Origin of the sequence: Zhihengliuella salsuginis, from assembly GCF_014651715.1 — a bacterium.
Lineage (GTDB): Bacteria > Actinomycetota > Actinomycetes > Actinomycetales > Micrococcaceae > Zhihengliuella > Zhihengliuella salsuginis.
In genome coordinates this window covers 21,718-33,487 of the sequence record NZ_BMXK01000002.1, presented here as the reverse complement: position 1 = coordinate 33,487, position 11,770 = coordinate 21,718, and the positions used below count along the sequence as shown (strand labels likewise).

General features: G+C 67.0%; 10 protein-coding genes. 2 read left to right on the top strand and 8 right to left on the bottom strand.

The genetic code is table 11. The annotated features are described in order from the left end of the window. Nucleotide 1: 1 nt before the first annotated feature. The 6 genes from IE069_RS02250 to dinB form a co-directional block, all read right to left on the bottom strand. Nucleotides 2-1,870 carry a peptidoglycan D,D-transpeptidase FtsI family protein gene (locus IE069_RS02250; RefSeq protein WP_189348500.1) on the bottom strand — a complete coding sequence of 623 codons (1,869 nt, stop codon included), beginning with the start codon at nucleotides 1,868-1,870 and terminating at the stop codon, nucleotides 2-4. 48 nt (nucleotides 1,871-1,918) lie between these two features. After that, on the bottom strand, nucleotides 1,919-2,713 hold the full coding sequence (ftsL, locus tag IE069_RS02245; protein ID WP_189348499.1) for a cell division protein FtsL: 795 nt from the start codon (nucleotides 2,711-2,713) through the stop codon (nucleotides 1,919-1,921). A 5-nt stretch (nucleotides 2,714-2,718) separates the two neighbouring features. Then, complete coding sequence (gene rsmH, locus IE069_RS02240; RefSeq protein WP_189348742.1) at nucleotides 2,719-3,753, bottom strand: 16S rRNA (cytosine(1402)-N(4))-methyltransferase RsmH; 1,035 nt, start codon at nucleotides 3,751-3,753, stop codon at nucleotides 2,719-2,721. 250 nt (nucleotides 3,754-4,003) lie between these two features. Next, nucleotides 4,004-4,435, bottom strand: coding sequence for a division/cell wall cluster transcriptional repressor MraZ (gene mraZ, locus IE069_RS02235; protein ID WP_189348498.1), 432 nt, complete (start codon nucleotides 4,433-4,435; stop codon nucleotides 4,004-4,006). A 400-nt stretch (nucleotides 4,436-4,835) separates the two neighbouring features. Beyond that, complete coding sequence (locus IE069_RS02230) at nucleotides 4,836-5,198, bottom strand: DUF3040 domain-containing protein (protein ID WP_189348497.1); 363 nt, start codon at nucleotides 5,196-5,198, stop codon at nucleotides 4,836-4,838. A 288-nt stretch (nucleotides 5,199-5,486) separates the two neighbouring features. Further along, the gene (dinB, locus tag IE069_RS02225; protein WP_189348496.1) at nucleotides 5,487-6,698 is read right to left on the bottom strand and encodes a DNA polymerase IV; all 1,212 of its coding nucleotides are present in this window, start codon (nucleotides 6,696-6,698) and stop codon (nucleotides 5,487-5,489) included. Between the two features lie 77 nt (nucleotides 6,699-6,775). Here dinB and IE069_RS02220 point away from each other — a divergent pair, with 77 nt between their 5' ends. Then, nucleotides 6,776-7,882, top strand: a complete 1,107-nt coding sequence (locus IE069_RS02220) for a polyprenyl synthetase family protein (protein ID WP_189348495.1) — start codon at nucleotides 6,776-6,778, stop codon at nucleotides 7,880-7,882. A 15-nt stretch (nucleotides 7,883-7,897) separates the two neighbouring features. Here IE069_RS02220 and IE069_RS02215 read toward each other — a convergent pair whose 3' ends face one another. Continuing rightward, the gene (locus tag IE069_RS02215; protein ID WP_189348494.1) at nucleotides 7,898-8,251 is read right to left on the bottom strand and encodes an Rv2175c family DNA-binding protein; all 354 of its coding nucleotides are present in this window, start codon (nucleotides 8,249-8,251) and stop codon (nucleotides 7,898-7,900) included. Nucleotides 8,252-8,656: 405 nt separating this feature from the next. Here IE069_RS02215 and IE069_RS02210 point away from each other — a divergent pair, with 405 nt between their 5' ends. Next, nucleotides 8,657-10,228 carry a LysM peptidoglycan-binding domain-containing protein gene (locus tag IE069_RS02210; protein WP_189348493.1) on the top strand — a complete coding sequence of 524 codons (1,572 nt, stop codon included), beginning with the start codon at nucleotides 8,657-8,659 and terminating at the stop codon, nucleotides 10,226-10,228. Between the two features lie 83 nt (nucleotides 10,229-10,311). Here the strand turns inward: IE069_RS02210 and IE069_RS02205 are convergent, their stop codons facing one another. Further along, a complete protein-coding gene (locus IE069_RS02205) occupies nucleotides 10,312-11,769 on the bottom strand; it encodes a sensor histidine kinase (protein WP_189348492.1) in 1,458 nt (485 codons plus the stop codon). Between the last annotated feature and the right edge of the window lies 1 nt (nucleotide 11,770).

The following is an 11,770-nucleotide window of genomic DNA, read 5'->3' as shown; positions in this document are numbered from 1 at the left end:
CCTACTCCCAGCTGTACTTCTGCTGGTCGCCGACGAACACGTCGTACGGGTTGGGCTCGGTGTCCGACGGCGGGACTTCGTAAGAGTTCAGAGTCTGCTCCATGATGGTCTTAAAGGTATCGGTGACGTACCAGTCCCTCCAGCTGCCCTGCGGGCGGTGCATCGTCACGGCGACGACGTACTGGGGGTCCTCGAGCGGTGCGACGCCGGCGAAGGAGCTCGTGTAGCCGTCGTAGCCGCCGGACGGTCCCGCGGCCTGGCCGGTGCCCGTCTTGCCGCCGACGCGGTAGCCGTCGATCGCGGCACCCTGGGCGGTGCCGTCAGTGACGACCGTCTCCATCATGCGCAGCATGACGTCCGATGTCTTCTGGGAGACGACGCGCTCCGGCTTGTTCTCCGCGACGGGGTGATCCGTGCCGTCGGCGTCGATGTAGGAGTCGACGAGCTGCGGCTCGATCATCAGGCCGTCGTTGGCGATCCCCTGGAACTGCATCGCGGTGTGCAGCACGGTCTGCGTGTACGCCTGGCCGAACATGGTGGTGAACTGCTGGCGCCGGTCCCACGTGGAAGGCTCGGCGAAGATGCCATCGCTCACGGGCAACCCAATGTCGATCGTGTCCCCGATGCCGAACTTCTTGAAGAAGTCGTAGCGCTGCTCGTTGGAGAGGCGTTCGCCGATCATGACCGTTCCGGTGTTGTAGGAACGCGCGAAGATGCCCGCGGCCGTCATCGGGTAGGTGGCGTGATTGAGCGAGTCGTTGATCGTCTCGTGGTCGGTCGTGTAGGCGTTCGGGACTTCGAAGCCCTCCGTCGGCGAGACCACGCCCGCGTCGAGCGCGGCGGCGAATGTCGCGAGCTTGCCCGTCGACCCGGGTTCGAACGCGTTCAGCAGCGCCTTGGAGCGGCGGTACTCCCCTTCGGTCGCAGCGGGGTCGTTGGGGTCGACGGAGCGCGAATCCGCGATGGCCAGCACCTCGCCCGTTTTGATGTCCAGCACGACGGCGGCGACGAAATCCGGGTTGAACTGCTTCTGCTTGGCCATCACGGCGTTCTGCGCGGCCCACTGGACGTCGCTGTTGATGGTCAGCTTCACGTCCTGCCCGTCGACTGCGGGAGTCTCCGAATACGTCGCGGTCGGGATCCGCACACCGTCGGCGCCGACCTCGTAGGTGCGTTCGCCCGCGGTGCCCGCCAGCTGCTCCTCCTGCGTCCGCTCGAGCCCCTCGGCGCCCTTCTCCTGGCCCGTCTCGGTCTGCTCGGCCGCGCTCAGGAAGCCCAGCAGCGGGCCGGCCACGGAGCCGTTCGGGTACTGGCGCTCGCTGCGCTGCTCGGTGACCATTCCGGGGATCCCCAGCTCGACCACGGCGTTCCGGACCTCGGGGGTCACCCCCTTCGCGACCACGGAGTAACGCTTGGGGTTCGTCGGATCCTCGGGAACGAGCGAGCCGGTCAGGGTCTCGGTGTCCTGGCCGAGCAGGTCGCTGAGCACGGCGATGGTCTCATCCATGGTGACGTCCTCGCGGTCCCCGGTTTCGGGGTTCCGGCGCTGGAACTCGTCCTCGTACCACTTCTGGTCGACCACCAGGTCGTACCGGATCACCGACGTCGCCAGGGTGCGCCCCTCGGTGTCGATGATGTCGCCGCGCTTCGGAGCGATGAGGTCTGTCCGGGTCCGGTTGCTCGTCGCCTCCTGGGCGATCGCCTCCGGGTCGAGGCCCTGGACGAAGAAGAGCCGTCCCGTGAGGACGAGGAGCAGGGCGAGACAGAGCGTCAGTCCGACGCGTAGCCGGCGATGACCCGCCGTCTCGTCGGACCGGTCGCCCCGGCCGCCCTGCCGAGCGCCGGCCGTGCGATGCGTTGTCCCCGCCATGGGCTGCTCTTCCCGTCTACTCTCGTGGCACTTTCTGCGCCGCCTGGCCTATTCCGTACCCTGCAGCGATGGAGCCGGAATCGATCCCCCGTTGAGCTCCGAGTCCGAGAACTCCGGCCGCTCACCGGCCGGCGTCGCCGGTTTCTCGGCGTCGGCCGCGTCCTGGCCGGCTTTGTCTTCGCCGGTCTTGTCGCTGTCCGCCGCCTGGTTCTCGGCCTTCGAGTCCGCGGCCTCGGCCGGCGGCTCCTCGGCGGCCGTGGAGCCACCCGCTGCCGGCTTCCGCACGGCGGGCGCCTCGACCGGGGCCGGCGGTTCGTTCACGAGTGACGTTACGTTGTTCCCGGCCTCGGCCGGTGTAGCGACACCTGCGACTTCGGCGCGCTCGACGTCGATCGATGCCACGTTCCCCGATGGGACCATCCCCAGATCGGCAGCCTTCGCGGCGACGTTCTGGGGGGCCTCGAGGTACTGCACCTTCTGGTTGAGGGCCTCGTTCTCCTGAGTCAGGGTGCGTTCTGTGGAGCGCAGCTTCACCAGCTCGTACTGCCCGCTCGAGACCTGGACGTTGAGCAGGAGGACCGACGTCAGCGCTGCGACCAGGAAGGCCACGCACAGGATGAGGAACGGCAGGCGCCGATTCTTGCCGACGGTCGGCACGATCGACAGCGCCGTACGACGGCGGCCGGCACCGTCGGCGGTCTTCGGCGCCCGGGGTGCCGGGTCGGGGGCGAGGACGCGCGCTGTCGCACCGTCGATACTGCCCGCGTACGTCTGTTCGGATTTCATGCTGGCCCGGGTGCTGGGAGCCCGCCCGTCACGGCGGATGGTGGCTGGTGCGCGCATGTCCATCAGTCCTTCATGATCCGTTCGACCGCGCGGAGCTTGGCTGAGGCTGCGCGCGGGTTCTCTGCGATTTCTTCCTCGGTCGGCTTCTCGGTGCCCTTCGTGAGCGTCGTGAAGCGGGGCTTGTGTTCTTCGAGTTCGACGGGGAATCCCACCGGCGCCGACGACTTCGACCCGGCCTGGAAGAACCGCTTGGTGATCTTGTCCTCGAGCGAGTGGTAGCTCATGACGACCACACGGCCGCCGATCGACGTCGCCGACATCGCCTCCGGGATCGCCCGTTCGAGGACGTCCAACTCCTCGTTGACCGCGATGCGCAGCGCCTGGAACGTCCGTTTCGCCGGGTGCCCCGACGTTCGGGCCGCAGCCGCCGGGACTGCCGTCCGGATCACCTCGACGAGGCGCCCGGTGGTGGTCAGCTTCTCCTCGTCGCGGGCCCGGACGATGGCGGAGGCGATGCGGCCGGCGAACTTGTCCTCGCCCCAGGTGCGGATCATGCGCGCGAGTTCTCCGTGCGTTGCATGGTTGACGATGTCGGCCGCGGTCTGCCCGCGCGAGGTGTCCATGCGCATGTCCAGCGGCGCGTCGTAGGAGTATGCGAACCCGCGTTCGCGTTCGTCGAGCTGCAGGGAGGAGACCCCGAGGTCGAACAGCACCCCGTCGACCGTGGCGAATCCGAGGTCCCTCGCGACGTCGGCGATCTCGTCGTAGACGGCATGGACGAGGTCCGTCCGCCCGGCGAACCGGGACAGCCGCTCGCCGGCGAGGGACAGCGCCTGTTCGTCCCGGTCGAGTCCGATCAGATGCGCGTCCTCGAAGCGTTCGAGCATCGCCTCGGCGTGTCCGCCCATGCCGAGTGTGCAGTCGACGACGACGGGGCGCCTCCCGGCCTCGCGGGCCGCCTCGACGCCCGGGGCCAGCAGGTTCACGCACCTGTCGAGGAGGACGGGAACGTGGCGTTCGCTCGTGGGTTTCGGGTTGGCCTCGGATGGCGAGGACGCGCCACGCGCCTCCGCGCGCTCCGCGTCTCGTTCTGCCATCATCGCCGGCCCCTCTCCACTCGGGTCTGTGTCTATCGGGCCGAAGCCCTTCCTGCAGCTGGAACCGGGTGCACCTCGTGCACCCGGCCTGTCTTGGCGGTCTGCTGGCGGCAGTGACCTTGGGTCAGATCCCCCACCGCTCCGGTTCCACCGCCTGACTCCGGGGAAGGTGAGTCAGGTGGTGGTCCGGGCGGGGAGAGATCTGGCCCAAGCCCGTCGTCCGGTCCCCCTCGGGCACCCTCTCGGTGCCCTAGAAGATTCCCGGAAGAACCTCCTCGTCGGTTTCGGAGAACGCCGTCTCCTTCTCGTCGAGGTATTCGCTCCACGCCGCGCTGTCCCAGATCTCCGCCCGGGTACCAGCGCCGATGACGGTGACCTCACGGTCCAGGCCGGCGTAAGCGCGTAGCGAGGACGGAATCGTGACCCGCCCCTGCTTGTCCGGGACCTCGTCCGAGGCCCCTGAGAGGAACACGCGGATGTAGTCCCGCGCCTGCCGGGAAGACAACGGCGCCTGCCGCATCTGCTCGTGAACGCGTTCGAACTCCCGCTGGCTGAAGACGTAGATGCACCGTTCCTGGCCCCGTGTCAGAACCAGCCCGTTGCCGAGCTCGTCCCGATACTTCGCCGGGAGAATCAGACGACCCTTCTCGTCGAGACGCGGCGTGTATGTCCCGAGGAACATGCGCACCGCCTTCCCTGCAGAAAGTGCCTCCTAGGTGGATCCACTCCTCCACTGCCCTCTACTGACCCCCACTTTACTCCACCTTCTACCACTGTCAACGACATCCTGCCTGGTTCCGCCCGGGGGCACACGAGAAGAACCCCGGAATCACGCGGATCCGGATCGGTGGCGCAAAGTGGAGGATAAATTGGCAGGAAACACCCAGCATCAAGAACGACTCAAGGAAAACACCGCGTTAAACACGAAAACCCGCCGGTTTCGGCGGGTTGTGGTGCGAAGTGGAGCGAGTAGTGGGCGGTGGTGGGGCCGGGCGTGGAGGGAAAGGGAGCGGCCTCAGATGACCTCCGACGCGCACGCGCGACATGCGCACATCGCGGCCGTCGCCTCTGCCGGTCGGAACCTAGAACTCCTGGTCTCGGCGACGCTCGTCCCATTTGGCTTCGAGATCGGCCATGAAGCTGCTGCCGCCCTTGCCGGGCGATTTCTTCGACGGACCCTGGCTCCGGGCGCTGCCTCGCTTGGAGAGGGCGAAATACACTCCGATGCACATGAGCGCGAATCCGATCACGCCGATGATGATGAGCTGACTGGAGATGCCCACCAGGAGCGCTATGACTCCGACGACGCCGATCAGCGCACCAATCACAATATTGCGCGTCGAATAGCCGCCACCGGACTTCATGGTCGACGCAAATCGCTGATCCTGATGCAGCTGCTTCTCCAGCTGCTCCAGGAGACGCTGTTCGTGATCGGAAAGCGGCATTGTCCTTCCCCATTTCTTCCTGTCATCCACTGGCACCGGCGGTCGCCGGTACCGGGTCGATGACCTCACACACTACGTACTCAATTCAACGTCGCGAACTCCGGACTTGTTCCGTCGAATTCCTGTCTCGTCCGTTCGCCCCGTGCCCTGGACGGCAACCAGCCGGCCGACTCGGCTCCCGTCCCCATTGCCGGGCACGGCACCTCGTCGCTTACCACCCAGTCACGCTGGCCAAGTACATACCTCAAGGATACTGGTGCAACCCGTTTCACGGTAGCCGGATCGGGATCAGCCGTCACTCTTCTCCTCGGGAGCCCGAGCGCCGCCGGCCGGCCGGTTGAGCAGAGTCGCGGGTTTCACGCCCGAATCGGCGAATCGGTCCCGGATCCTGTCCATGGCGGCCTCCGCCGACTCCCAGTTCGCATCGGAGCGCTCGAAGCTGAACTGCACACCCGCCCCACCTGAGAACTGCTCGGCGCGGAGTCCGACGAGGCGGATGGCGTCGCCATCGCGCCAGAGCGCGTCGAAGAGGCCGGTCGCCGATTCGGCCAGAGCCACCGCTGACGACGACGCCTGCGGAAGGCGCCGGCTGCGGCTGACCGTCCTGAAGTCCTCGTAGCGGACCTTGATGGCCACGGTTCCAGCGAGCTTTCCCGCCCTGCGCAACCGCTCCGCAACCCGGTGCGCCAAGCGCAGGAATTCGGTGTGCAGCACGTCTGGATCCCGCACGTCCTCAGCGAACGTCTCCTCGGCCCCGATGCTCTTCTCTTCCCGGACGGGCTCGACGGCGCGTTCGTCACGCCCCCATGCGAGCTCGTACAGCTTGGCCCCCGTGCTCCCGAGCATCTTCCCCAGTGTGGCCGGAGGCGTCTGCGCGATGTCCCGCACTGAATGGATCCCGGCGCGGGCCAGCACTTCCCCTGTCCGCTGCCCCACACCCCACAACGCGGAAACCGGCAGCGTGTGCAGGAAGGGGACGGTCTCGTCGGGGCGGATCACCAGCATTCCGTCGGGCTTCGCCCGCGTTGAGGCGATCTTGGCGACGAACATGTTCTTCGCGATCCCCACGCTTGCCGGCAGGCTCAATTCGCTGCGAATCTGATCCCGGATGCTCTGCCCGATCCGGGGCGGGGAACCGAGCCTCCGCAGGCTGCCCGTGACATCCAGGAACGCCTCGTCGACGGAGAGCTGCTGCACAGCCGGCGTCACGTCGCGGAAGATCGACATGATCCGGCGGGAGGCGAGCCGGTACTGCTCCTGATGCGGCTCGATCACCGTTGCCTGCGGTGCCAGGCGCATCGCCGTCGACATCGGCATGGCTGAGCGCACGCCCAGCGCCCGGCACTCGTAGGAAGCCGACAGCACCACCGAGCGTCCCGCAGGGTGGCCGACGATCACCTGCTCGCCGATCAATTCCGGGCGCTCGAGCAATTCGACGGACACGAAGAACGCGTCCATGTCGACGTGCAGGATCGCCCGTGGGCGGGCAGTCTCATTCATGGTCAACAGCCTATAAAGTGGAAGGGACGCCACGGCAGCCCCGCGGCCCGAACGAAGAATCTCACAGAATCGGCCCCATGACCTCTGGTTCCAGCACCCAGCCCGCAGCGGACGACCACCGCGCCGTCGACGTCGCAGCCTTCACCGCCCGCGTGAACGGGGCGCTCGCGTCGTTCCTGGACGAGCAGCGGACGATCATCGGCCGCATCTCACCTCACGCCGACGAGCTGATCGCGAGCATCCACGACCTCACGCTGAACGGGAAGCGCCTGCGTCCGCGCTTCGCCTTCCTGGGGTTCGTCGGGGCAGGAGGGGTCCCGGAGGACGAGGACATCGTGAGGATCGGCGCCTCGCTGGAGCTCTTCCAGGCGGCCGCGCTGATCCACGACGATCTCATCGACCGGTCGGACACGCGCCGGGGGCAGCCGAGCGTCCACCGCCGGTTCGAGGCCCTGCACCGCCGGGCGGGATGGGCACGCGACGCCGCGCGATTCGGCGAAGCCGCGTCGGTGCTCGCCGGCGACCTGTGCCTGTCCCTCAGCGAGCAGATGTTCGGCACGACGTCGGCACCGCCCGCCGCACGACGCGTGTTCGACACCATGCGCACGCAGGTCATGTCCGGCCAATTCCTGGACGTCCTGGAGGAATCGGCCGGACCGTCCTACGGGGCGGACGACGCAGTCAGCCGCGCGCGGACCATCGTCCGCTACAAGAGCGCGAAGTACTCCACGGAGAATCCGATGCTGCTCGGAGGCGCGCTGGCCGGCGCGAGCGAGGATGTTCTGCATCAGTACTCGGCATTCGCGCTGCCTCTCGGCGAGGCCTTCCAGCTGCGCGACGACGTCCTCGGCGTCTTCGGCGACCCGGCGACCACCGGGAAACCGGCCGGCGACGACCTGCGAGAAGGCAAGAGGACCGAGCTGATCGCACATGCCCTGCGACTCAGCCCGGCATCCGACGGCGACTTCATCCAAAACCGCCTCGGCGCGGACGATCTCGGTGACGCCGAGGTGTCGAGGATGTGCACGATCCTCGTCGATTGCGGGGCGCTGGCGGCCACGGAGGACAGCATCAGCGAGCTCTCCGACCAGGGGTTCGACGCCCTGGCCCATCTGCACGTCCCGGAGCCGGTCCGAGAAGCACTGCGCCGCTTGGGGCTGGCTGCGATTCGCCGGACGTCCTGACCGGCAGCGCCCGGCTTAGAAGCCTGCTGCCTGGGCGCGGCGCCGGATCTCCGTCTTCCGCCCCTCGCGCAGCGCATCGATCGGCCTGCCCGGCAGGGAATCGTCAGCGGTGAACAGCCAACGGATCAGTTCATCGTCGTCGAACCCGGAGTCCGACAGGACCGTGACTGTCCCTTTGAGGCTGTCCAGCACCTGCCCGTCCTTGAGGAAGGCCGATGGAACAGCGCGAATCCTCCGGTCGCCGATCCGGTATTCGACGAGCGCCCGGTCGCGAATCAGACTGTGCACCTTTCGGATGTCGACGCCCAATGCGTCCGCGACGTCGGGCAGGGGAAGCCAGTCGGCTACAAGGTTCTCAAGATTACTCACGTACCAAGGGTGCCACACGGTGAACCGTTAAATCGCGCGCCCGCGCACCCGGGCCAGCGAATACACCCGCCCGCCGGCGACACGCCCGTCCTTTAATTTCTCCTTGATAACGGTTTCATCGTCCACAGTTCGTGGTGTAGATTCACAAGAGTCACACTCGCAACACGAGTCACAGGAGTATCACGGGGAAGATCCTTCTGCGGCGATGCGATCCGACCACGACAGAGGATTCCCATGCCACAGCCCCGCGCCGAGAGCGCACGAATGACCGAAACCGGCCGCACGAGCCGAAGCCGCCTAGCTTCGGGCACCGTTGCTGCTGCGACTCTTCCGGCCGTCATGCTGACCGGTTTTGGCGCCGCGGCTCCGGCAGAGGCAGCACCGGTCCCCGCCCCAGCCCAGACGATGGCTCCCAAGACCGCGACGGCGGCGAACATCGCCGCCGCGCAGAATCGAATCGCCGCCCACCTGGTGGCCGCCCAGGTCCCCTCGCAGCTAGGGAGCGTCCTTCCGGCAGCGGCCCCGAAATCCGTGACCGTCGAATCCGGCGACACGCTTTCGCACATCGCGGCGCGCGCCGGCGTCTCGCTCAGCACGATCCTCAAGGCCAACGACCTGTCGAGCTCCGCCGTGATCCGTCCGGGGCAGAAGATCAAGCTCGCCGGCGGCTCGTCGAGCAGCAGCACGTCGACGAAGGTTGCCTCCAGCGGGACCACGAAGCACTACACCATCGAGCACGGCGACACGCTCTACGGTGTGGCTGCTCGCTACGACGTGTCGCTCTCGGAGCTGCTCGCGATGAACCCGAAGCTCAAGAAGTCGGCGATCATCCATCCCGGCCAGCGCGTGATCGTCGCCACCAGCAAGGTCGAAGCCGCGGCATCGACCTCGTCCAGCACGTCGTCCTCTTCAGCGTCGGCCAAGTCGTACACGGTGTCGAGCGGCGACACCCTCTCGGGCATCGCGGCCGGCAACGGCCTGTCGCTGTCCAAACTGCTCGATCTCAACAGCCTCAAGAGCAGCACGACCATCTACCCGGGCCAGAAGCTCCGTCTGACCGCGGGCTCCAGCTCCACCAGCTCGTCGTCCAGCTCCTCGTCGTCGTCCTCTTCGGCATCCGCCAAGTCGTACACGGTGTCGAACGGCGACACCCTCTCCGGCATCGCGGCCGGCAACGGCCTGTCGCTGTCCAAACTGCTCGACCTCAACAGTCTCAAGAGCAGCACGACCATCTACCCGGGCCAGAAGCTCCGCCTGACCGCGGGCTCCAGCTCCACCAGCTCGTCGTCCAGCTCCTCGTCGTCGTCCTCCTCGGGCTCGTCGTCGCGAACGCACACGGTCGCCTCGGGTGAGACCCTCTCCGGGATCGCCGGCAAGTACAGCATCGGGCTGAGCAAGCTCCTCGCCGCGAACGGTCTCAAGAAGACGTCCGTCATCCATCCCGGAAAGAAGTTGAAGGTCCCGGGGTCGGGGTCGACGGAGGCGGCCGGTCAGCTGGTCCCCTCGACGTTCCTCCACTACAAGTACCCGGAGTCGACGGTCAAGAGCGCCAACGAGAACAAGGCGCTCCTGCTCTCGCGCGATCTTCCGAGCCGTTCGCAGATGCGCAGCATCATCACCTCGACGGCACGGCAGTTCGGCGTGGACCCGTCACTCGCACTCGCGCATGCGTACCAGGAGTCCGGTTTCAATCCGACGGCGGTCTCCCCTGCCAACGCCATCGGCGCCATGCAGGTCATCCCGTCGTCGGGCGAGTGGGCTTCGACTCTCGTCGGGCGGAAGCTGGACCTGCTGAATCCGCATGACAACGTCGTCGCCGGCGTCGCCATCATCGCGGCCCTGCAGCGCACATCCGACACCTTCGAGGACGGCATCGCCTCGTACTACCAGGGGCAGGGCTCGGTTCGGCGCAATGGAATGTACGACGACACCAAGGACTACGTGAAGTCCGTCAAGGCGCACCAGAAAAAGTTCTAGCAGACCGCGCGACGCCCCGGCAACGGCGAAGGCCGGGCGGCGAACCCCCTGAGGGTTCCGCCGCCCGGCCTTCGCCGTTGCGCCTACGCTGCCTGGTCGACCGGCAGTGTGACCGTCACGCGGGTCCCCTTGCTCTTGCGGGGCTCCCATCGGATCTCGCCACCGAGCTCGCTCGTGACGAGGGTCCGGACAATCTGCAAGCCGAGGCCGTTGGTCCCGGGCTCCTCGGTGATGCCGACCCCGTCGTCCGTGATGGTCACGTTGACCATCTCGCGCCCGGTCTCGTCGTTGGCGCGCTCGGCGTCGAGGCAGACGGTTCCGTCCTTCTCGCCGAGGCCGTGCTCGACCGCGTTGGCCACGAGTTCGTTGATCACCAGCGAAAGGGGTGTGGCGATCTCGCTCGGCAGCGCACCGAAAGTTCCCGTCCGCTCGGTACGGACGACCTGGCCCGGCGAGGACACCTCGGCGGCCAGACGGAACTGGCGGTCGATCAGTTCGTCGAACTCGACGTTCTGAGTCAGCCCCTGGGACAACGTCTCGTGCACGAGGGCGATCGTCGCCACTCGCCGCATCGCCTGCTCGAGGCCGGCTTTGCCCTCGTCGCTCTTCATGCGTCTCGACTGCATCCGCAGCAGCGCCGCAACGGTCTGCAGGTTGTTCTTGACTCGATGGTGGATCTCGCGGATGGTCGCATCCTTGGTCACCAATTCCATCTCACGACGACGCAGCTCGGTCACGTCGCGGCAGAGCAGCACGGCGCCGTACCGGGTCGCTCCGTCCCGCAGGGGTATGGCCCGCAACGACAGTGTGACGCCGTGGGCCGAGATCTCCGTGCGCCAGGGCATCTTGCCGGAGAGGACCAGAGGCAGCGCCTCGTCCGACATCCTCCGGACCTTCAACAGGTCCGTCGCCAGTTCCGGCAGGGACCGCCCTTCCAGGCTGTCGCTGCCGCCCAGACGTCGGAACGCCGAAACCCCGTTCGGGCTCGCGTACTCGACCACACCGTTCGGATCGAGGCGGATCATCCCGTCCCCGACGCGGGGCGCACCGCGCCGGGAACCCGTGGGCGAGGCGAAATCCGGCCAGATGCCCTGGTGGCACATCCCGAGGATGTCCCGAGCGCACTGCCGGTAGGTGATCTCCAAGCGTGACGGGAGTCGCGTTCCTCCCAGATCCATGTGGCTCGTCAAGACGGCGAGAGTCCGCCCTCCCCGTCGCAGGGGGACGGCTTCGATCTGCATCGATCCGTCCCCTTTCGCCTCCTGGAATTCGCCCGTGTGCCAAGCACGGTCGACGAGCGACTTGAGGTCCTTGCGGATGCGCTCGCCCACGAAGTCCGTGTGGAAAACCGTATGACTCGTGGAGGGACGAACATGCGCCAAGGCGATATAGGAGCCATCCGGCCCGGGGTGCCAGAGCACCAGATCGGCGAAGGCCAGATCAGAGACCAGCTGCCAGTCCCCCACCAGGAGGTGCAGCCAGTCCTCGTCGCCCGGGCCGAAATCCGCGAAGGGCCGGATGGCCTCCGTGATGATCGCCATT

What these genes read in the sequence shown, in the direction of transcription:
- IE069_RS02250 (WP_189348500.1), bottom strand. Translation starts at nt 1,870, where the DNA reads ATGGCGGGGACAACGCATCGCACGGCCGGCGCTCGGCAGGGCGGCCGG.
- ftsL (WP_189348499.1), bottom strand. Translation starts at nt 2,713, where the DNA reads ATGCGCGCACCAGCCACCATCCGCCGTGACGGGCGGGCTCCCAGCACC.
- rsmH (WP_189348742.1), bottom strand. Translation starts at nt 3,753, where the DNA reads ATGGCAGAACGAGACGCGGAGCGCGCGGAGGCGCGTGGCGCGTCCTCG.
- mraZ (WP_189348498.1), bottom strand. Translation starts at nt 4,435, where the DNA reads ATGTTCCTCGGGACATACACGCCGCGTCTCGACGAGAAGGGTCGTCTG.
- IE069_RS02230 (WP_189348497.1), bottom strand. Translation starts at nt 5,198, where the DNA reads ATGCCGCTTTCCGATCACGAACAGCGTCTCCTGGAGCAGCTGGAGAAG.
- dinB (WP_189348496.1), bottom strand. Translation starts at nt 6,698, where the DNA reads ATGAATGAGACTGCCCGCCCACGGGCGATCCTGCACGTCGACATGGAC.
- IE069_RS02220 (WP_189348495.1), top strand. Translation starts at nt 6,776, where the DNA reads ATGACCTCTGGTTCCAGCACCCAGCCCGCAGCGGACGACCACCGCGCC.
- IE069_RS02210 (WP_189348493.1), top strand. Translation starts at nt 8,657, where the DNA reads ATGGCTCCCAAGACCGCGACGGCGGCGAACATCGCCGCCGCGCAGAAT.
- IE069_RS02205 (WP_189348492.1), bottom strand. Translation starts at nt 11,769, where the DNA reads ATGGCGATCATCACGGAGGCCATCCGGCCCTTCGCGGATTTCGGCCCG.